Origin of the sequence: Sulfitobacter sp. PS-8MA (genome assembly GCF_040933935.1) — a bacterium.
In the GTDB taxonomy this organism is placed as follows: domain Bacteria; phylum Pseudomonadota; class Alphaproteobacteria; order Rhodobacterales; family Rhodobacteraceae; genus Sulfitobacter.
On the sequence record NZ_JBFQYJ010000006.1, the window covers coordinates 1,888,364 to 1,908,943 of the forward strand.

The 20,580-nt window shown below is 63.3% G+C and carries 20 protein-coding genes and 1 pseudogene; 5 read left to right on the forward strand and 16 right to left on the reverse strand.

What is annotated here, in order from left to right; translation table 11 throughout:
* The first annotated feature begins 37 nt into the window (after positions 1-37).
* On the forward strand, positions 38-493 hold the full coding sequence (locus AB4M76_RS13275; protein WP_368442359.1) for a DUF4174 domain-containing protein: 456 nt from the start codon (positions 38-40) through the stop codon (positions 491-493).
* A 42-nt stretch (positions 494-535) separates the two neighbouring features.
* Here the strand turns inward: AB4M76_RS13275 and AB4M76_RS13280 are convergent, their stop codons facing one another.
* The 7 genes from AB4M76_RS13280 to AB4M76_RS13310 all read right to left on the reverse strand — a co-directional run bounded on the left by AB4M76_RS13280 (position 536) and on the right by AB4M76_RS13310 (position 6,340).
* The gene (locus AB4M76_RS13280; protein ID WP_368442360.1) at positions 536-2,581 is read right to left on the reverse strand and encodes an acetyl-CoA carboxylase biotin carboxylase subunit; all 2,046 of its coding nucleotides are present in this window, start codon (positions 2,579-2,581) and stop codon (positions 536-538) included.
* 143 nt (positions 2,582-2,724) lie between these two features.
* Positions 2,725-2,937: a hypothetical protein gene (locus tag AB4M76_RS13285; RefSeq protein WP_368442361.1), complete on the reverse strand. Its 213-nt coding sequence runs from the start codon at positions 2,935-2,937 to the stop codon at positions 2,725-2,727.
* A 322-nt stretch (positions 2,938-3,259) separates the two neighbouring features.
* Complete coding sequence (locus AB4M76_RS13290; protein WP_368442437.1) at positions 3,260-3,607, reverse strand: hypothetical protein; 348 nt, start codon at positions 3,605-3,607, stop codon at positions 3,260-3,262.
* Positions 3,608-3,697: 90 nt separating this feature from the next.
* Positions 3,698-3,838, reverse strand: a complete 141-nt coding sequence (locus AB4M76_RS13295) for a hypothetical protein (protein ID WP_007119254.1) — start codon at positions 3,836-3,838, stop codon at positions 3,698-3,700.
* A 214-nt stretch (positions 3,839-4,052) separates the two neighbouring features.
* A complete protein-coding gene (locus AB4M76_RS13300; protein ID WP_368442362.1) occupies positions 4,053-4,415 on the reverse strand; it encodes a DUF6497 family protein in 363 nt (120 codons plus the stop codon).
* 32 nt (positions 4,416-4,447) lie between these two features.
* On the reverse strand, positions 4,448-4,702 hold the full coding sequence (locus AB4M76_RS13305; RefSeq protein WP_067630224.1) for a Rho termination factor: 255 nt from the start codon (positions 4,700-4,702) through the stop codon (positions 4,448-4,450).
* 105 nt (positions 4,703-4,807) lie between these two features.
* Complete coding sequence (locus AB4M76_RS13310; RefSeq protein WP_368442363.1) at positions 4,808-6,340, reverse strand: acyl-CoA carboxylase subunit beta; 1,533 nt, start codon at positions 6,338-6,340, stop codon at positions 4,808-4,810.
* 169 nt (positions 6,341-6,509) lie between these two features.
* On the opposite strand from AB4M76_RS13310, the gene AB4M76_RS13315 reads away from it, so the two are divergent.
* The gene (locus AB4M76_RS13315; RefSeq protein WP_368442364.1) at positions 6,510-7,724 is read left to right on the forward strand and encodes a multidrug effflux MFS transporter; all 1,215 of its coding nucleotides are present in this window, start codon (positions 6,510-6,512) and stop codon (positions 7,722-7,724) included.
* Between the two features lie 79 nt (positions 7,725-7,803).
* Complete coding sequence (locus AB4M76_RS13320) at positions 7,804-9,204, forward strand: short-chain fatty acyl-CoA regulator family protein (protein WP_368442366.1); 1,401 nt, start codon at positions 7,804-7,806, stop codon at positions 9,202-9,204.
* On the opposite strand, the gene AB4M76_RS13325 is transcribed toward AB4M76_RS13320, so the two are convergent.
* The 6 genes from AB4M76_RS13325 to AB4M76_RS13350 form a co-directional block, all read right to left on the reverse strand.
* Positions 9,205-9,873 (reverse strand): thermonuclease family protein, encoded by a 669-nt coding sequence (locus AB4M76_RS13325; protein ID WP_368442367.1) that lies wholly within the window; start codon positions 9,871-9,873, stop codon positions 9,205-9,207.
* Positions 9,874-9,934: 61 nt separating this feature from the next.
* Entirely contained in the window at positions 9,935-11,593 is a 1,659-nt protein-coding gene (betA, locus tag AB4M76_RS13330) for a choline dehydrogenase (RefSeq protein ID WP_368442368.1), read from the reverse strand.
* 86 nt (positions 11,594-11,679) lie between these two features.
* Positions 11,680-13,137 (reverse strand): betaine-aldehyde dehydrogenase, encoded by a 1,458-nt coding sequence (gene betB / locus AB4M76_RS13335; RefSeq protein ID WP_368442369.1) that lies wholly within the window; start codon positions 13,135-13,137, stop codon positions 11,680-11,682.
* Between the two features lie 86 nt (positions 13,138-13,223).
* Positions 13,224-13,799 (reverse strand): transcriptional regulator BetI, encoded by a 576-nt coding sequence (betI, locus tag AB4M76_RS13340; protein WP_368442370.1) that lies wholly within the window; start codon positions 13,797-13,799, stop codon positions 13,224-13,226.
* Between the two features lie 87 nt (positions 13,800-13,886).
* Positions 13,887-14,816 carry a DMT family transporter gene (locus AB4M76_RS13345; protein ID WP_368442371.1) on the reverse strand — a complete coding sequence of 310 codons (930 nt, stop codon included), beginning with the start codon at positions 14,814-14,816 and terminating at the stop codon, positions 13,887-13,889.
* Between the two features lie 55 nt (positions 14,817-14,871).
* Complete coding sequence (locus AB4M76_RS13350) at positions 14,872-15,471, reverse strand: LysE/ArgO family amino acid transporter (protein WP_368442372.1); 600 nt, start codon at positions 15,469-15,471, stop codon at positions 14,872-14,874.
* An 88-nt stretch (positions 15,472-15,559) separates the two neighbouring features.
* On the opposite strand from AB4M76_RS13350, the gene AB4M76_RS13355 reads away from it, so the two are divergent.
* On the forward strand, positions 15,560-16,441 hold the full coding sequence (locus AB4M76_RS13355; RefSeq protein WP_368442373.1) for a LysR family transcriptional regulator ArgP: 882 nt from the start codon (positions 15,560-15,562) through the stop codon (positions 16,439-16,441).
* On the opposite strand, the gene AB4M76_RS13360 is transcribed toward AB4M76_RS13355, so the two are convergent.
* Both AB4M76_RS13360 and AB4M76_RS13365 read right to left on the reverse strand, forming a co-directional pair.
* A complete protein-coding gene (locus AB4M76_RS13360; RefSeq protein ID WP_368442374.1) occupies positions 16,438-17,178 on the reverse strand; it encodes a YebC/PmpR family DNA-binding transcriptional regulator in 741 nt (246 codons plus the stop codon). The genes AB4M76_RS13355 and AB4M76_RS13360 overlap by 4 nt on opposite strands.
* 208 nt (positions 17,179-17,386) lie before the next feature.
* On the reverse strand, positions 17,387-19,000 hold the full coding sequence (locus AB4M76_RS13365; protein WP_368442375.1) for a hypothetical protein: 1,614 nt from the start codon (positions 18,998-19,000) through the stop codon (positions 17,387-17,389).
* A 323-nt stretch (positions 19,001-19,323) separates the two neighbouring features.
* Between AB4M76_RS13365 and AB4M76_RS13370 the strand changes: the two genes are divergently transcribed.
* Positions 19,324-20,352 (forward strand): hypothetical protein, encoded by a 1,029-nt coding sequence (locus AB4M76_RS13370; protein WP_368442376.1) that lies wholly within the window; start codon positions 19,324-19,326, stop codon positions 20,350-20,352.
* Here the strand turns inward: AB4M76_RS13370 and AB4M76_RS13375 are convergent.
* Positions 20,353-20,580: pseudogene (locus AB4M76_RS13375) on the reverse strand (SLC13 family permease); the annotation flags it as partial.

Here is a 20,580-nt window from a genome sequence, read left to right on the forward strand (position 1 = left end):
GGGCCGAACGCCTATATTCGAAGGGACAGGAGCATTAATGAAACGTCTTATCTCACTTGTTTTTGCAGGAATAATCGCCGCCACAGCCAGCGCCCAAAGCGCTGATGTCCGGGACGAGGATCCGCTGTTTCTCCCCGCCGATATGGCGGATTTGAGCGAATTCCAGTGGAAAAAGCGGCCCGTTCTGGTCTTTGCCAACTCCGAAAGCGACCCGGCTTTCGTGGCGCAGATGGAATATCTGCGGGCGCAGCCGGATGAATTGCGCCTGCGCGATGTCGTCGTGCTGACCGACACCGACCCCGCCGCACGCAGCCCCTTGCGGCTGCGCATGAGGCCGCGCGGCTTCATGCTGGTGCTGGTCGACAAGGAAGGCGGCATCGAGCTGCGCAAACCCTTCCCTTGGGACGTGCGCGAGATCACCCGCAGCATCGACAAGATGCCCCTGCGCCAGCGGGAGATCAGAGAGGCCAAGGAGCCACAGGTCATCCGCTGATGCCCCGCCCCCTGCCCGCATTGATCCCCCGCGCGTGGCACCTTATTCGAACTCCATGATCACATCGTCGACCGCAAGGCTGTCGCCGGCGCCTGCGTTGATCTTGCTGACCACACCCTTCTTCTCGGCGCGCAGGATGTTTTCCATCTTCATCGCCTCGATGGTGCACAGCGGCTGACCCTCCTGCACCTCGTCGCCCACTTCGACATCCAGTTTCACCACCAGACCCGGCATCGGGCAGAGCAGCATTTTGGAAGTGTCGGGCGGCAGTTTTTCGGGCATCCGGGCGGCCAGTTCGGCCTGACGCGGCGTGCGCACATGGACCTTGAGGTCCGCCCCGCGCGTCCGGATGCGGAAGCCGCCGGAGATTTTCCCGACCTTCAGCACCAGCGGCGCGTCATCCACCGTCATCACGGCCAGCTGGTCGCCCGGCGTCCAATCGCCGCTGACCCGCATCTCGGCCCCGTCGGCGAATTGCACGGTGGCGCCCTCGGGATCGGCCCGGGTCACCACGTCAAAGCTCTCGCCCTGCAAGCGCACGTTCCAGTCGCTGCCGACTTTCCGTTCGTGGTTGTCCATCCGGCCCGAGACACGGGCGCGGCGAATCTCGGCCACCCGGTGCATCGCGGCACAGGCGGCGGCGGTGCGGCGCAGGTCGGCCTCCCGAAGGGTCACGCCTTCGAAACCGTCGGGGTATTCTTCGGCGATAAAGGCGGTGGTCATATCGCCCGAGATGAATTTCGGGTGATCCATCACCGCCGAGAGGAACGGCAGGTTGTGGCCAATGCCCTCGACCTCGAAACTGTCCAGGGCGACACGCATCTTCTCAATCGCCTCGGCCCGCGTCGGCGCCCAGGTGCAGAGCTTGGCGATCATCGGGTCGTAATACATCGAAATCTCGCCGCCCTCATAGACGCCGGTATCGTTGCGCACGGCCATGTCACCGGCGGGCGCGTCGCCCTGCCATGTGCCCTGCTCCAGTAGCGGGCCCGCGGCCACTTCCTGCGGCGGGCGGTAGCGGGTCAGACGGCCGATGGAGGGCAGGAAACCGCGGTAAGGGTCTTCGGCGTAGAGACGGTTTTCGATGGCCCAGCCGGTCAGGGTCACGTCGTCTTGGGTGATCGACAGTTTCTCGCCATTGGCGACGCGGATCATCTGTTCGACCAGATCGACACCAGTGATCAGCTCGGTCACCGGGTGTTCCACCTGCAAACGGGTGTTCATCTCAAGGAAGTAGAAATTCTTGTCGCCATCAACAATGAATTCCACCGTCCCTGCGCTGGTGTAGCCCACGGCCTGCGCCAGCGCGACGGCCTGTTCGCCCATGGCGCGGCGGGTCTCTTCGTCAAGAAAGGGGCTCGGCGCCTCTTCGACAACCTTCTGATTGCGGCGCTGGATCGAGCACTCCCGCTCGCCCAGATAGATGCCGTTGCCGTGGCTGTCGCAGAGCACCTGAATTTCGATGTGGCGCGGCTGGGTAACGAATTTCTCGATGAAGATACGGTCGTCGCCAAAGCTGTTGGCGGCCTCGTTCTTTGACGACTGAAAACCCTCGCGCGCCTCCTCGTCATTCCAAGCAATCCGCATCCCCTTGCCACCGCCCCCGGCGGAGGCTTTGAGCATCACCGGATAGCCGATGTCATTGGAGATTTTCACCGCCTCATCGGCGTCTTCGATCAGGCCCATATAGCCCGGCACGGTCGACACCCCGGCCTCCTTGGCGATCTTCTTGGAGGTGATCTTGTCGCCCATCTTCTCGATCGCGCCCACCGGCGGGCCGACAAAGGCCACGCCAGCCGCATCAAGAGCCTCGGCGAACTTGCTGTTTTCGCTCAGGAAACCATAGCCCGGATGCACGGCCTGTGCGCCGGACTGTTTGACCGCCTCCATCACCTTATCGATGACGATATAGGATTGGTTCGCCGGCGGCGGGCCGATGTGAATGGCTTCATCCGCCATCTCAACATGCAGCGCCTGCGCATCGGCGTCGGAATAGATGGCAACCGTGGTCAGCCCCATCTTCTTGGCCGTTTTAATGACGCGGCAGGCGATTTCGCCCCGGTTGGCGATCAGGATCTTGTCAAACATCAGCACTTCCTTTGACAGTGGCAGGCAAGGCAAAAAACCGCGTCAGCCGGGGCTGCGCGGTGCCTGAATTGGGATAAGGGGAGACGGTGCCGCACGCCCGCAGGGCCAGCGGCGCCGTCAGAATGGAAAGATTGGAACGGCCGTCAGTAGCCGCAGCATTTGCCGGGGTTGAGCTGGCAATAGGCGACATTGCCGGCCGCCCCGATCGCGGCGCCCTGAACCAGCGACCCGCTGGTGATGGCCGCGGCCCCCGCGCCGACGGCTGCGCCCGCAAGCGATTGCTCCGGGATCGTGTTGCCGCAGGCGGCAAGCCCGGCTGTCGCGGCAAAGGCGAGAATGACTGTACGGATGGACATTTGCCTGTTCCTCTTTTGCTTATTGTTATTTGACCAACCGCCCCGGTGACGACAGGTTCCGCCGCCGTCTCTTGACCCTCATCTATGTGCACAAAATGCCACAGCATAAAAACGTCGGACAGCGATGTCAGCGCACTGACCCGCTGCCCGACAGGGGAAGGGGTATGGTCTTGATGAATGACAGAACCTTGGACAAATCGCGCCCTGCCACCCACTTTGACTTTGAGGGACGCGCGCGCCATCGCCAAGCGCCGATGGGGCCGCGGCCCGCTATCGGCGAGCCTATGCTGATCTGCGCAGGGGCATGGCGACTTCATGCCGATCAACCGTCAAAGGCTTCGGGAAAGGCCGCGCGGGCGGCGGGCACATCCAGCACCAGCAGGGCTTCGTAATCCGCCGGGTCAAAAGGATCACTGGCCGGCAGGACCTCGCGGCCAAAGAGCCAGGACAGCCGCCCCGCATCGAGATTGCCCCGCTCAAAGGGCTGATCGCCAAAGGCTTCGTAAAGCGCTTTGACAAAGGCGGTATCGGCGCGCCGATCCGGGGCGCGGCGGTCCGGCCTGCGCTCGCGCCGGGTGATCGGCGTGACCCCTTTGGGGTTCGGGCGACGAATGGTGAATTGAAAATCGGTCCCGGGCAAACGGCCCGGAAACCCGCGATGTTTCAGCATATAGGCGGGCATCAGACACCCCTTCCGATTGCAGGGGTGACAGAGAGGGCGGAGGTCAGGACAGGCGCGGACGCCTGCCCTGCAACGGCATTACTTGTACTTGCCGGTGTAAACGGGCTCAACCGAGATCGGCGCCGGCTCAACCACGACGAACTCTTCTTCTTGCTGTGCGCAGGCCGAAACAGCTGCAACGAAACCGAATGCTGCCAGCAACTTGATGCTCTTGGACATGTAAATCTCCTGTTTGTGTTAATGGAACCCGACACGGCGGCATGCCATGCGGGCCCTGGTTCTGGGGTAAGGGATACGACGGTATTCCTTACCCGCAGCATAAGCGATTCACATGGCAATGGATATGGCTGCAAGCGCAATCGACCTGCCTGTGACTCCAAAGCCTCATTCGAAAAGGCCAACCGGCGGAAATCCGCAAGATATTGTGGCCGCATTACAAACCCTCCCAGATGCAGGCGTTATCTTTGGGGCGGAAGGCTTCGAAAAACTGCGTCGCCTCGGGATCGGCGGCGCCGAATGCGACCGGGCGGTCGGCGAGTGAGACCACGATCATTTGCCCCGCCAGCGCATGTTCGGCCATATAGGGCAGCGCCACCGCGTCACACAGATGCGCCATATCCTGCGCGGCAAGATCATAGGCGATGGCATCCGGCCCTTTGGCGATCTGCGGCGCGATGAAGCGAAAGCGCAGCCAGGTCTCGCCGCCAAGCTCTTCGACCAGGACTTCCTGCAATTCGACCGGCTGGCCGGAGGGCACGTCAAAGGCCGCTGCGGGCCCGACCAGACCGAAGGTCAAGGCGCCGGCCATGCACCAGCGCGCGAAGGGCGTTAGTGATTGCGCAGGGCGTCGATCAGCGCGTCCTTGTCCATATCCGAGCGCCCTTCGATGCCAAGCTCCTGCGCCCGGTCGTAGAGATCGTCCTTGGTCCAATCCTCGTAGGGCGGCTGTTTGCCCCCCTTCTTGCCGGGATGCTGGCTGTCGTTGGCCTGCGCATTGGCGATCCGGGCGGCTTTCTCCTTGCTCGCCCCATCCTCGCGCAGGGATTTGTAGGTCTCTTCGTCCTTGATCGATGAATTGGGCATGATCCGGTCCTCCTTTGCAGGGGAACCCGCCCGGCCCGCCGAGGGTTCCGCCTGCGGCCCCCGTGGGATCGGTATTTGAGAAAGGATGAAGGACCATGGGGGCGCTCACAAAGGAATGTTGTCGTGTTTCTTCCAGGGGGTCTGCACCTTCTTGTTGCGCAGGGAGGCAAAGGCCCGTGCCACACGTTTGCGGGTGCTGCGCGGCTGGATCACCTCGTCGATGAAGCCCCGTTCGGCGGCGACAAAGGGATTGGCGAAACGGTCCTCGTAATCCTTGGTGTGTTTGGCGATTTTTTCGGGGTCGTTCAGATCCTTGCGGTGGATGATCTCGGTCGCGCCCTTGGCCCCCATGACGGCAACCTCGGCGGTGGGCCAGGCGTAGTTGAAATCCGACCGCAGGTGTTTTGAGGCCATCACGTCATAGGCGCCGCCATAGGCTTTGCGGGTAATGACGGTGACCATCGGCACGGTGGCTTCGCCGTAGGCGAAGAGGAGTTTCGCCCCATGTTTGATCACGCCGCCGAATTCCTGCCCGGTGCCGGGGAGGAATCCGGGCACATCGACCAGCGTCAGGATCGGGATTTCGAAGGCATCGCAGAAGCGCACGAAACGCGCGGCCTTGCGCGAACTGTCGATGTCGAGGCAGCCCGCGAGCACCATCGGCTGGTTGGCCACGACGCCGACGGTGCGGCCTTCGATGCGGATAAAACCGGTGATGATGTTTTTCGCAAATTCCGCCTGAATCTCGTAGAAATCACCCTCGTCGCCCAGTTTCAGGATCAATTCCTTCATGTCATAGGGCGTATTGGCATTGGCCGGCACCAGCGTGTCGAGCGAGGGCTCGATCCGGTTCGGATCATCAAAGAACGGGCGCACCGGGGGTTTCTGGCGGTTGTTGGCGGGCAGCAGGTCGACAAGGCGGCGGACCTCGGCCAGCGCTTCGACATCATTCTCAAAGGCCGCATCGGCGACGGAGGATTTGCGCGTATGGGTGGTGGCACCGCCCAGTTCTTCGGCGGTGACGACCTCATTGGTGACGGTTTTCACCACATCGGGGCCGGTGACGAACATATAAGAGCTGTCCTTCACCATGAAGATGAAATCGGTCATCGCCGGCGAATAGACCGCCCCGCCCGCGCAGGGGCCCATGATGACGCTGATCTGCGGGATCACGCCCGAGGCTTCGATGTTGCGCTGGAACACCTCGGCATAGCCGGCAAGGCTCGCCACGCCTTCTTGAATGCGCGCGCCGCCCGAGTCGTTGATGCCGATGACCGGCGCGCCATTCTGGATCGCCATATCCATGATCTTGCAGATCTTCTGCGCATGGGTTTCCGAGAGCGACCCGCCAAAGACGGTGAAATCCTGACTGAAGAGATAGACAAGCCGCCCGTTGATCGTGCCCCAGCCGGTGACCACGCCGTCCCCGGCGGGCTTTTGGTTTTCCATGCCGAAATCGGTGCAACGGTGGGTGACGAACATGTCGAATTCTTCGAAAGAGCCCTCGTCCAGAAGCAGATCGACCCTTTCGCGCGCGGTCAGCTTGCCGCGTTTGTGCTGCGCGTCGATCCGCGCCTGTCCGCCGCCCATACGCGCAGCTTCGCGGCGCTGCTCTAATTGTTCGAGAATGTCTTGCATGACGCACCCCTGCTGTGATTTGCGCCAGTCTATCGAAACGGGGGAACCGACCAAAGGGTAATTTCGCAAATTTGCAAAACAAATACAGCACCTTTGCCGCAAATCGCAAATCTGCAAATTAACATGTAAAGGATGGACAAGAACCGGCGCCCGGATTACTTGCATATGCATGAGCGACCTGCCCCTTGTCCGCTATCGGGACCGAACCACCCCGCCCCATGTGTCGACGCTGATCCTGCTTGCCGGGCTCTCGGCCATGGTGATGAATGTCTTTCTGCCGAGCCTGCCGATGATGGCAGAGCATTTTGACACCGATTACGCGGTGATGCAGCTCTCTGTGCCGCTCTATCTGTTTTTCAGTGGCATCTTGCAGATTTTCATCGGCCCGATTTCCGACAATCTGGGGCGGCGCAAGGTGATGCTTTGGGGGCTGGGCCTGTTTCTGGTCGCGACCCTGGGCTGTCTGCTTGCGCCGAACATCGCGGTCTTTCTGGTGTTCCGCATGGCACAGGCCGTGATCGCAACCGGCATGGTGCTCAGCCGTGCGGTGATCCGCGATCTTTACACACAGGACCAATCCGCCTCGATGATCGGCTATGTCACCATGGGCATGGCGCTGGTGCCGATGATCAGCCCGGCCCTCGGCGGCCTGCTGGAGCAGGCTTTCGGCTGGCAGGCTTCCTTTTGGGCGATGCTGATCGTAGGGGCGCTGGTCTTCTGGGTGACCTGGGCCGACCTTGGCGAGACCGCCCGCGCCAGCGGCAAGAGCCTTGCCCAGCAATTTGGCGAATACCCCGAACTGCTGCGCTCGCCCCGGTTCTGGGGCTATGCGCTGGCCACCGGTTTCTGCTCCGGCGCGTTTTTCGCCTATCTGGGCGGCGCGCCCTTTGTCGGCACCGTGGTTTTCGGCATGGAACCGGCGCTGCTGGGGCTTTATTTCGGCGCCCCGGCGGTGGGGTATTTCCTCGGCAATTTCATCACCGCCCGGACCGCCACGCGCTATGGCGTCAACACATTGGTGCTCTGGGGCTGCATCGCCAATGCGGTGGGCGGCGCGCTGTCCCTGCTGATCTTTCTGGCCGGCTATGGCTCCCCCTTGAGCTTTTTCGGGTTGATGACATTTGTCGGTCTGGGCAACGGGCTCTGCATCCCCAACGCCACCGCTGGCATGCTGTCGGTCCGCCCCCATCTGGCGGGCACGGCCTCGGGTCTGGGCGGGGCAATCATGATCGTCGGCGGCGCGGCGCTGAGCGCTTTGGCAGGCGCTTTGCTGACGCCAGAGACCGGCGCCTATCCCTTGCTCTGGCTGATGCTGCTGACGGCTTTCGCCTCTGTCGCGTCGATCTGGCTGGTGATCCACCGGGAGAAAGCTCTGGGCCTCTAACCTTCGCCCCCGCGCCACCTTGCGCGGGGCAGTTTGCAAAGCTACCCTCGCGGAAATTGCAAAACTGCAAAGGCGCGCGATGGCGATACAGAAACTCTATGCGGGCGTGAAGCTGCGCGAGACCCGGACCCGGGCGGGGCTCACACAAAAGGATTTCGCCGCGCGGCTGGGCGTCTCCCTGCCCTATCTGAACCAGATGGAGAACAACAACAGGCCGGTGAGCACCGCCGTGGTGCTGGCATTGGCCTCGGAATTCGGGCTCGACGTCACCGAACTCTCCAGCGGCGACGGCGAGCGTCTGGTCAGCGATCTGCGCGAAGCTCTGGCCGATCCGATCTTTGCCGGCAGCATCCCCCCGATGGCCGATATCCGGCTGACCGCCTCCAATGCGCCGGGGCTGGCCCATGCCTTTCTTGCGCTGCACCAAAGCTACCGGCAGGTGCATGAACGTCTCGCCTCACTGGACGAAGCGCTTGGCCGTGAGGATGCCCGCGCCATGCCGTCGCCCTGGGAAGAAGTGCGTGATTTCTTTCACTATTGCGACAATTACATCGATGCCGTTGACCGCGCCGCCGAACATTTCGCCACCCGCGAAGGCGGCCCCGTCAATCCCCGCGACGCGGCGGTTGCAGCGCTGGCCAATGGCGGCGTGAATGTGATCTTCGACGATGTGGACCGGCTGCGGGACTATGATCCGGCCAGCAAGACCCTGCATATCTCGGCCCGCGCGGCACCTGAAACCCAGACCTTTCAGCTGCTGCTTCAGGTCGCCCTCACCGGGCAGGACGCGCTGATCGAAGCAACGCTCGACCTTGCCCGCTTTCACAGCCCCGCCGCGCGGGATATCGCCAAGATCGGGCTGGCCAATTATTTCGCCGGCGCGGCCTTGATGCCCTACGTGCGTTTTCTGGAACAGGCCCGCGCCTGCCGCCATGATCTGGAGGTGCTGGCCACGCAGTTCGGCGCGTCGATCGAACAGGTGGCGCATCGGCTGTCGACCCTGCAACGCCCCGGCGCCAAGGGCATTCCGTTTTTCTTTGTGCGCGTCGATCAGGCGGGCACGATCACCAAACGCCATTCCGCGACGCGGTTGCAATTTGCCCGTTTTGGCGGCGCCTGCCCCCTGTGGAACGTCCACCGCGCCTTTGAGACCCCCGGCCGTTTCCTGCGGCAACTGGCCGAAACGCCGGATGGGGTGCGCTATATCAGCCTGGCGCGGGACATCTCGAAACCTGCGGGCCGTTTTGGCGCGCCGGTGCGGCGCTACGCGATCTCGCTGGGCTGCGAGGTGCGCCATGCCCCGGCGCTGGTCTATGCCGATGGCATGGATGTCAGCCGCAGCGATGCCTTTGAACCGATCGGGATTTCCTGCCGCATCTGCGAGCGCAAGGACTGCCATCAGCGCTCCGTCCCGCCGCTGGAACGGCAACTGGTGGTGGACCCCCACCAGCGCGACGCGCTGCCCTACCGGGTGGAATGATCAGCGTTTTGCCCGCCGCCAGCCCGCGCCGCGGGCCTCGGCCTCAGAGCAGAACCAGCGCTCGCCAGCTTTGACGTTGATCCGGGTCTTGTCATAAAAGGCCTGCCCCGGCAGGTGATAGATCCGCGTGCCCTTGGCGCTGATATTGCCCTTGATATTGCACCCCCCGCTGGCCCGCTCGGGCGCGCTGCCGCTGCGCCGGGTCACCCGGTAGCGGGCGGGCGAGATGGTCTTGAACCCATGAATGCCGCGCGCCGCCACATAGGCGGCTTTTTCGTCGAGGTCATAATCCATCGAATATTTGCGATAGGCGAATGCCAGGCCCTCTTGCACCAATTGCAGGCCGACATCTGCGCCGCGGACGAAACAGCGCGCGACGGTGCGGCCATAGCGGTCTTGATCCAATGCCTCGCAGCGTGTTTGCGCGCCCTGAAACCGCTCTCGCACCTGCCGCGTGGTCCAGTCACCGCAGGCCCAGGGCTGGCCGCCCTCGGTCTCGCAGGTCTGAGCCGCTTCCAAAGCGTCGATGCCGTGCAGGCGGATGCGCGTACCGCCGACATCAAAAGTATCACCATCGATGACGCGCAGGACGCCGCGAATGCCCTGCGCCGAGGCGGCCCCGTAAGACAGCGCCAGAATGAGGGTGAAAAGTGAACAAATTCTTAACATGCGGCCGGTATGACGCCCCGCCCCGCCGCCTGCAAGCCGAGATGTTAAGAGAGGTTAACCCCTAGCGCTGCGCCACCTGCCAATTGGGATGCAGCCAAGGCTCCTCATTCGCCCGCGGCAGCGGATCGCGGCCCAGTAGCAGGTCCGAGACCTTCTCGCCCACCATGATCGAGGGCGCGTTCAGATTGCCATTGGTGATGCGCGGGAAGATCGAACTGTCGGCCACGCGCAGCCCCTCAACCCCGATGACCCGCGCCTCGGGGTCGACCACGGCGCCGCGGTCATCCACCGCCCCCATGCGGCAGGTGCCGCAGGGGTGATAGGCGCTTTCGGCATGTTCGGCGATGAAACCATCAAGCTCGGCATCCGATTGCAGCGCCGCGCCGGGCTGGATCTCGTGTTTGACGAAAGGCTTGAACGCCTCCTGCGCGAAAATCTCCCGCGTGAGGCGGATGCAGCTGCGGAACTCCTCCCAATCATCGGGATGCGACATGTAGTTAAAGCGGATGCGCGGCGCTTCCGCCGGGTCCGCCGAACGCAGGGTAATGTCGCCCCGCGATTTGGAGCGCATCGGCCCGGTATGGGCCTGAAAGCCATGCCCCTCGGCCGCCGCCTGCCCGTCATAACGCACCGCGATGGGCAGGAAATGATATTGAATATCAGGGTATTCCACGCCGGGCTTCGAGCGGATGAAGGCCGCGGATTCAAACTGGTTCGACGCCCCCATGCCGGTCTTGGTAAAGAGCCACTGCGCCCCGATCACCGCCTTCGACAGCAGGTTCCAGTGTTTATAAAGCGTGATCGGCTGGCTTGAGGCCATCTGGATGTAAAGCTCCAGATGGTCTTGCAGGTTCTGCCCCACGCCGGGACGATCAGCCACCACCTCAATCCCATGTTCCGCCAGATGCGCCGCCGGGCCGATGCCCGACAGCATCAGCAGTTTCGGCGAGTTGATCGAGGACGCGGCCAGCACCACCTCGCGCTGCGCGCGGATCACCTCCACGCCATTGCCGCGCTTGACCTCAACACCCACGGCGCGGCCCTCTTCGATCACCACCCGCTGCGCCAGCGCGCGGATCAGGGTGACATTGCCGGTTTTCTGCGCAGGCCGCAGATAGGCATTCGCCGCCGACCAGCGCCGCCCGTTCCAGACGGTCTGTTCCATCGGGCCAAAGCCCTCTTGCTTTTCGCCGTTGTAATCCTCGGTCACCTGATAGCCGGCCTGCGCACCGGCCTGCACGAAAGCGTCAAACAGCGGGTTGGCGCGCGGTCCCCGGCTGACATGCAGCGGGCCATCCTTGCCGCGCCAGGCCGGATCGCCGCCATGGCCGTTCTCATGCCAAGTCTCCATGCGTTTGTAATAGGGCAGCACATCGGCATAGCCCCAGCCCTGCGCGCCGCTTTCTTCCCAATGATCGAAATCCTTGGCATGACCGCGCACATAGACCATGCCGTTGATCGAGGACGAGCCGCCGATCACCTTGCCGCGCGGGCAGACCAGCTGCCGCCCGTTCAGATGTGGCTCGGGCTCGGATTTATAGCCCCAGTCATAGCGCGGCATGTTCATCGGATAGCTCAGCGCGGCGGGCATCTGGATGAAGGGCCCCGCGTCGCTGCCGCCATGTTCGATGACGATCACCTTCCGCCCCGCCTCGGCCAGACGGTAGGCCATGGCGCAGCCCGCAGAGCCCGCCCCGACGATCACAAATTCAGCTTCCATGTTCTTCACCTTCCGCAAATCCGCAGGGGGGCGGGGCAGCGCCCGACAGGGTCGGCTCTATGCGCTGCGGCCTGATTTTCCGTTGCTCAGAACGGCGCTTCGACATCGCCCATGCGCACATAGACCGACTTCAACTGGCTGTAGTGCTCGATCGCCGCCTTCGAGTTCTCGCGCCCGACGCCGGAGTTCTTCATCCCGCCAAAGGGCGCTTCGACCGGCGCGTCGTTATAGGTATTGATGTAGCAGGTTCCGGCTTCAAAGGCGGCGGCCACGCGATGCGCACGGGTGAGGTCTTGGGTAAAGACACCGGCGGCGAGGCCGAACTCCGTGGCATTGGCGCGGGCCATGACCTCGGCCTCATCCTCGAAATCCAAGACCGCCATGACCGGGCCAAAAATCTCTTCGCGGGCGATCACCATGTCGTCTTTCACATCGGCAAAGACGGTGGGCTGCAGATAGAAACCGTCGCGTTCGATCTGCTTGCCGCCAGAGACCAGGCGCGCGCCTTCGGCCTCGCCCTTGGCCACATAGTCCAGCGCGATCTGCATCTGCCGTTCGCTGACCATCGGGCCAAAGCTGGTCTCGGGGTCCATCGGGTCCCCCACCACGGCCTTCTCCAGCCGCTCCGCCAGCCGCGCAAGGAAGGCTTCCTTGATGTCGCGCTGCACAAAGACCCGCGTGCCGTTGGAGCAGATCTGGCCAGCGCTGTAGAAGTTGCCCAGAATCGCGCCGCTGACCGCATTGTCGATATCGGCATCCTCAAAGACGATCATCGGGCTCTTGCCGCCCAGTTCCATCGTCACGTGCTTGATGCCCTCGGCGGCGGCGGCATAGACCTTGCGCCCGGTCGGCACCGACCCGGTGAGCGAGACCTTATCGACGCGCGGGTCCGTGACCAGCGATTGGCCGACCTCGCCCATGCCCTGCACCACATTGAACAGCCCCGCAGGCAGCCCGGCCTCGACCAGAATCTCTGCCACTTTCAAGGCACAAAGCGGTGTCGTCTCCGAGGGCTTAAAGATCATCGCATTGCCGCAGGCCAGCGCCGGGGCAGCTTTCCAGCAGGCGATCTGGGTGGGGTAGTTCCACGCGCCGATGCCCACGCAAAGGCCAAGCGCCTCGCGGCGGGTATAGACCCAATCCTCGCCCAGTTGGATATGCTCGCCCGTCAGGCTGCCCGCCAGCCCGCCGAAATATTCCAGCGCATCGGCCCCGCTGGTGGCATCGGCGACGGAGGTTTCCTGATAGGGTTTGCCGGTGTCATAGGTCTCCAGCACCGAGAGGTCATGGTTGCGCGCGCGGATCATATCGGCGGCACGGCGCAGCACGCGGCCCCGTTCGGTGCCGCTCATCGCGGCCCATGCCCCCTGTGCCTTGCGGGCCGAAGTGATGGCCTGTTCAACAATCTCAGGGGTCGCGGCATAGACCGTGGCGATCTTCTCGCCGGTGGCGGAATAGATCACCGGGATCGGGGTGCCGGCGGTGTCTTCGACATAAGCGCCATCAATGAAATGGCTGGCTTTGGGTTGGGGATCATAGGGCATTGCGAGAACCTTCTTGCCTTCGGCGAAAGTAGTGATGGCCAGAAAGAGCGAACACTGGCAGTCAGCGCCGCGTTTTCCGGCCCTGTTTAGCGGCCTGCTTTCAGCAGCAGGTCGAGCGTATAGAGCGCGCGGGTCATGGCCTCGGCAGCGCTGACGTTGTCAGACAACGCAGCACGCAGGTAGAGCCCGTCAATCAGCGCAGCCAAAGTGTCGGCGTCGCCCTCGGGCTGCGGGCTGATCGGGCGCAGCGCATGGGTGAGGTTGGAGCGCAGCCGCCGTTGGTAAACCGTCAGCAGCCGCCGCGTCTCGGGATTGGTCCGCGCCCCCGCATAGAGCGTCATCCAGGCGCTGACCGTGCCCGGGTGAAAGCCGGTATCGTCAAAGCTGGCCACGATGATCGCCGCCGCCCGGTCATGCGGCGTGCGCGCTGTGGCCAGCCGCTGGCGAACCTGGGCGGCATATTCCGCGAGGATATGGCGCATGGCCGCGCGGAAAATCTGGTTCTTCCCGCCGAAATAGTGATGCGCAAGCGCGCTCGACATGCCCGCCCGTTTGGCGATCTGGCTCACCGTCACATCCAGCGACTGCGCGGCACCGATCTCGGCGATGGTGGCCTTGACCAGCGCAGAGCGGCGAATGGGTTCCATTCCGACTTTGGGCATTGGATTCGATCCTTTGACGGGTGACCGCCACAGGATAGGGGATTCTTTATTGACGCGTCAATCAAGTACCGGGGCGCGGCGCCTTGGTCAGAATTTTGTCGCGTGGGCCGGGGGCGTAACCTGTTGTTTCAGCGTGGCTTCGCGCCATGTGATAAAGGTGACCGAACCCAGGATCACCATGCCGCCAAGCACCACCCAGATGTCCACCGGCTCGGCAAAGACCACCACGCCGAGGATCGTGGCCCAGACCAGTTGCAGGAAAGTGACCGGCTGCGTCACCGTCACCGGGGCGGCGGCAAAGGCCAATGTCATGGTGAAATGCCCTGCCGTGGCGAAAAAGGCGACCCCGGCGAGGATCAGCAGTTCTTGCACCGTGGGCATGATCCAGACCGCAAAGGCAAAGGGCGCGAGCCCGATGGTGACAAAGATCGACAGCATGGTGACGATCATCACCGGGCGCGCCTCATCGGCGAGCACCTTGGCCAGAAGGTAAGACCCGGCAAAGACCACCGCCGCCAGCAACATCGCCAGATGCCCGGTGGAGATTTCGCGAAAGCCCGGGCGCAGGATGATCGCCGCCCCCGCCAGCCCCAGACAGACCGCCACGATGCGCCGGGCGGCGAGTTTCTCGCCCAGAAAAATCGCAGCACCCACGGTGACATAGATCGGCGCGAGGTAATTCATCGCCGTCACCTCGGCAATCGGCAGCCGGGTCATGGCATAGAACCACAGGATCACCCCGCCCGCGTGGAAAAAGCCGCGCATCCCGAAGAGCCCCCATTGCCGCCTGCTCACCGGCGTCGCGAGCAGCGAGCGCAGGATCGGCAGGACAAAGACCAGCCCCATGGCATAGCGCAGAAAGGCCGCCTCGGCCGAGGGCAGGCGCGGCCCCATATATTTGACCAGCGCGGTCACGCCGATGAAACAGGCCCCTGTGACCAGCATCCAAAAGACTCCCACAAGCGGGCGGTGGGCGGGAACGGGGATGTCGGGCGTGGTGGCGGGGCTCTGTGTCATAAAGCGACCCTTTCCCAAAGTGCCGTGAAGGGCAAGATGGGCGGGGCGCATTTCTTTACATCACAAGTAATTTAACCGCGATGGCCCACATGGTCAGCGCGATCACGCCGTCGAGCACCTGCCAACTGCGTGGCTTGGCAAAAAGCGGCGCCAGCAGCCGCGCGCCATAGCCAAGCGCGAAGAAGAACACGAAACTGGCCAGCGCCGCGCCGATGCCAAAGCTCAGCCGGTCCGGATATTGCGCCGAGATCGAGCCCAAGAGCACCAGCGTATCGAGATAGACATGCGGGTTCAACCAAGTCAGCGCCAGCAGCGTCAGGATCGCCTTGCCGAGGCTGCGCGTGGCCTGGCCTTCGGTCTCCAGCGCTTCGCCGCCGCGCCAGGCCGACAGCGCATTGCGCCAGCCGTACCACAGCAGGAACGCCGCCCCGCCATAGCGCATCAGCGGCCCGAACCAGGGCGCGGCTTCGGCCAAGGCGCCAAAGCCCGCCACCCCCGCCATGATCAGGATCGCGTCTGACGCCGCGCAGACCAGACAGAGCGGCAGCACATGTTCGCGCCGCAGCCCTTGGCGCAGCACAAAGGCGTTCTGCGCGCCGATGGCCATGATGAGCGTGAGGCTGAGGGCAAAGCCGGGAAGGAAGGAGGTGAGCATCGGGCAATCCTGTCTTGGGTTGCCTTTGCTTAGCGGCAGCGCCAAGATTACTCAAATTCAATAGTCTTTGCGGGGATTAGCAAAACTTATGCAGCTCGACAGCGCCCAGCTCACCGCCCTCGCCCATATCCTGCGGCTTGGCAGTTTCGACGCGGCGGCGGCGGCGCTTGGTGTGACGCCTTCGGCCATTTCGCAGCGGCTGAAGGCGCTGGAGGACCGTGTGGGGGCCACGCTGGTGCTGCGCGGCCAGCCCTGCAGGCCGACGCCGCTTGGCCAGCGGCTTGCCAAACACGCCGAGGATGTCGCGCTGCTCGAAGCGCAGGCTCTGGGTCAGGATACCGGCCATGCGCCGCCCCGGTTGCGGCTCGCCGTGCCCGCGGATGTGCTGGCGACATGGTTGATCCCGGCCCTAGCCCAGATCCCCGAGATGCTTTTCGATCTGGTGATTGACGATCAGGACACCTCTGCCGATTGGCTGCGCCGGGGCGAGGTCAGCGCGGCGGTCACCGGCCAGTCCCGCGCGGCCCCGGGCTGTGATCTGCGCCCCCTGGGCGCGATGCGCTACCTTCCCACGGCCAGTCCGGACTATGTCGCCAAATGGTTCGCCCAAGGGGTCACCCCCGCCACGCTCGGCGCCGCCCCGATGCTGACCTTTGACCGTAAGGACCAGTTGCAGACCCGTTGGCTGATGCAAAAGACCGGCCAGCGGCTGACCCCACCCAGCCATCACCTGCCCTCAAGCCACGGTTTTGTCACCGCCGCGCGCGCCGGGCTGGGCTGGGGCATGAACCCTGCCCCGCTGGTGGCCAAGGATATGGAGGAAGGCCGCCTCGTCTCGCTCGACGACGCGCTGCCGCTGGATGTGCCGCTTTACTGGCAGGTGGCGCGGATCATAGCTCCCGCGCTTGCCCCGCTCACCGCCGCCATCAAGGCCGCGGCGCGCGAGGCGCTGGTGCAGAGCCCGCGTTAGAGCTGCGCCATAACCTCGTCAGAGGCTTCGAAATTGGTAGTGACGCGCTGCACATCGTCGTCTTCTTCGAGCGCATCGATCAGCTTCATCAGCTTTTCCATGTTCTCAAGATCCATCTCGGTCGTCGTGGTCGGACGCCAGATCAGCTTGGTCGACTCCGACTCGCCCAGTTCCGCCTCAAGCGCGTTGGAGACATCGTTGAGGTCCGTATCCGCGCAATAGATCACATGGCCGTCTTCGGAGCTTTCCACATCCTCGGCGCCCGCTTCGATCGCCGCCATCATCACCGTGTCGGCATCGCCCACGGAGGCCGGGTAGATCACCTCGCCCTTACGCTCGAACATGAAGCCGACCGACCCCGTCTCGCCCAGATTGCCGCCGTTCTTGGTAAAGGTCGAGCGCACGGTCGAGGCGGTGCGGTTGCGGTTGTCGGTCATCGCCTCGACGATCACCGCCACGCCATTGGGGCCGTAACCCTCATAGCGGATTTCTTCGTAATCCTCGCCCTCGCCGCCGATCGCCTTCTTGATCGCGCGTTCGATGTTGTCCTTGGGCATCGACTGGCCCTTGGCCTCTTTCACCGCCAGACGCAGACGCGGGTTCTTTTCCGGGTCAGGGTCGCCCATCTTTGCCGCGATGGTGATTTCCTTCGACAGTTTGGAAAACACCTTGGCGCGCAGCTTGTCCTGACGCCCTTTGCGATGCTGGATGTTTGCCCATTTGGAGTGACCGGCCATGAATACCTCGTTCTGGCAATGCGTTTGGGCCACTCTATAAATGAGCAACCGCCTTGGAACAAGCCGTGCAGAAGTGCCCCCGGCGCTGCGGTCTGTGGTTTTGGTATCAATGGGAGCGCGTGAGACGGCTGATCTCTCGCCTTGCCCGCCCCCAACGCAAAAGGCGCACCCGATCGGGCGCGCCTTTCTTGCTTCTCAGATGCCGGGGTCAGGCCATGTCAAAGACATCTTCCTCAGGCGGATCATAGGGATCGTCCTCTTCGGCCGGCAGCGCGGTGAGGCTCAACGCGTCCATGAGGGCGGTGGCGCTGTCGGGAGCGGTGGTGTCATCGGGTGCGATCCAGTCGGGGTCATCACAATCCGTCACATCCAAAATCTCGCCACCGTTTGCGTCAGCATCAACGATCAGACGCATGCTGCTCAGATCGATGTCCTCAAAGGCCAGCGTCGTGTCGGTCCAAAGGGTGAAGTCAGTGGAAGTGACCGTCCCACCTGTACCGTTCGACCCCGTGCCAAATTGCAGACCGACATCATAGATGCCGCCCGCGCTTGGTCCGCCCTCAGAGAGGTCTGTAACCCCATCTTCGCTGGCCTGAATATTGGTCACATCTTCCTTGTTGGCCGAAAAGTTCAACAGCGTCACTGAACTGCCATCCGCCATATTGAACAACAGGCCATCGATATCGGGCGCTTCAGTATCCTTTATTGGAGACAGCTTGAAGAACAACTGGTTATGAGCCACTTCCGCGACCTCAATCTCCACTTCAGCGGGGTGACCCATCTTGAAGGTCAATGTGGGCTTGCCGTCGCCACTCGGATCACCGCCTGAAGTGCCGCCAGAGCCTTTGCTGCCGCAAGAACCAGACCCCTTAGTCCCACCCGAACCCGAGCCCTTTGTGCCGCCAGAACCGGAGCCTTTGGTGCCACCAGAACCCGAGCCCTTCGTGCCGCCTGAGCCGGAACCCTTCGTGCCGCCAGAACCGGAGCCCTTCGTACCGCCAGAACCCGAGCCCTTCGTACCACCCGAACCCGAGCCCTTAGTGCCTCCCGAACCGGACCCCTTCGTGCCACCAGAGCCGGAGCCCTTCGTGCCGCCAGAACCGGAGCCCTTGGTGCCACCGGAGCCGGAACCTTTGGTGCCACCCGAACCGGAACCCTTCGTGCCACCAGAACCGGAGCCCTTCGTACCACCCGAACCGGACCCCTTGGTGCCGCCAGAGCCAGAACCCTTCGTGCCGCCAGAACCGGACCCTTTGGTGCCGCCAGAACCGGACCCCTTGGTGCCGCCCGAACCAGAACCCTTCGTGCCACCGGAGCCGGAACCTTTGGTGCCGCCCGAACCGGAGCCTTTGGTGCCACCGGAGCCGGAACCCTTCGTACCGCCAGAGCCGGACCCCTTCGTGCCGCCAGAGCCGCTGCCCTTGGTACCACCTGAGCCGCTACCCTTGGTTCCGCCAGAACCGCTACCATTCGTGCCGCCTGAGCCACTACCTTTGGTACCGCCAGAGCCACTGCCCTTGGTGCCGCCCGAGCCAGACCCCTTGGTCCCACCAGAACCACTGCCCTTGCCCCCATCGTTGCCGTCAAATTTCCCGGCCAGATGTTCGTCGTACCATTTCGCGAAGGTCGAGCCTTCGACGCCGCCGTTGTGATATGATTTCGTACCGCTCGCCTTGCAGCCGCCCGATCCACGGGTGCCGCCGGAGCCGGAGCCCTTGGTGCCGCCAGAGCCCGAGCCGCGGTTGTCACGGGCCCATTTCGCCCATTTCCCGCCACGACCACCACCATGACCGCCCCAGCCTTTCGAAAATCTATATCCCATCGCGACAATTCCTCATCTAACAATTTGCAGCCACGGCGGCCAAACGGCACCGCTCCCCCACAGGATGCCGAGACTACAGGGCTCGGCTTATTCCCGCCAAACTCTTTCCGTTTTTGCGCGAAATATGTCGTTTCCCGAGGGTCAATAGGAAACAGTGCCGGAAGCCTCCGGAGCATTGTTTTACAAATGCCGCCAATGGTTCCCCCCCCGCCGCGAATCACCCCGGCGCCGGGTCAATAGAAATGCCTTTGTTTTGCCCCATGGCCGCCGTAGCCTCGTCAGGCCGCGCCCGTAGACAGGGCCAAACGACCAACGGAGGCCCCATGCCACGACCCAAGGAAAAGAGCGCCCAGGCGCAGATCGTCGACGCCGCACGCAAACATTTCGGACAGGAAGTGGCGCGGGTCTCGGCCCCCGGAGGTGAAAACCGCTCCAGCTTCCGGCTGCATCTGGCAGAGCGCACCGTGATCGCCACCCTGCGCCCGAATTTCCGCCGCACCCATCTCGAAGCCCATGTGCTGACGGAACTGGGCCGGCATTGCAGCGACCTGCCGCAATGCCTTGGGGTCGTGGGCGAGATCATGTTTCAGTCCGATGTGGGCAAACGCCGCCTGAATGTCGAGATTGCGCAGGTCGATGGGCCGGCGCAGCTTGATCTCGCGGCCGAGGCCGTGGCTGGCATCTTTCGCATCCACGGGGCCGCGCGGCAGACCGAGTTGAACGAGATCATGCCCCATCTGGGCAACAACAAGGACTGGGTGCTGAATTTCGTCGACGCGGTCGACTTTCTTCAAGGTCTGGGCGGCATCTCGGACCAGTTCGACCGGATCGCCGCCTATGAGCGCATCGACGCGCCGGCGCGGCAATTCGTCAAATGGGACTGCCGCTCGGGCAATGCCGCCATTGGCCGCGACGGTAAACTGCGCTGGTTCGACTTTGAATATGCCGGTCTGCGCCACGGCGCCGAAGACATCGCCTGGCTGATCGGTGACGAGGCCTGGCCCCTTGCGCCGCAGGATATGGTCGATGTGGTGATCGACGCCTTTGATCCCACATGCGGCATCGCCCTGCCCGACTACCTTGATTACCTCTCGGTCTACCTCACCTTCCACGCGGTCCAGCGGCTCAAGCTGATCAGCAAAGAGGCCAAGAAACGCGGCTGGCTTAGCAAGGACCGCATCCGCCGCTATGACGACGCCGGCGTGCACCCCGAATTTGCCGCGCAGATCTGCCGGGTCGGGGCCTATTTCTCGGATCAATCCGAATTGACCGCGCCGCTGACCCCGAACTTCCTGGAGGCCCAACAGGGGTTCGAGACCATCGCGGCCCAAGACGCGAAACGCAGCGCCTGATTACCACAAAAGCGGGATCACCGCGCTCACCAAGAGCGACAGGCTCAGGTTCAGCGGCACGCCGATGCGCATGAAGTCGGTGAACTTGTAGCCCCCCGGGCCGTAGACCAGCGTATTGGTCTGATAGCCGATCGGCGTGGCAAAGGCGCAGGAGGCCGCGATCATCACCGCCACCACCAGGGGGCGCGGGTCCATGCCAAGGGCGGTGCTCAGGCTGATGGCGATGGG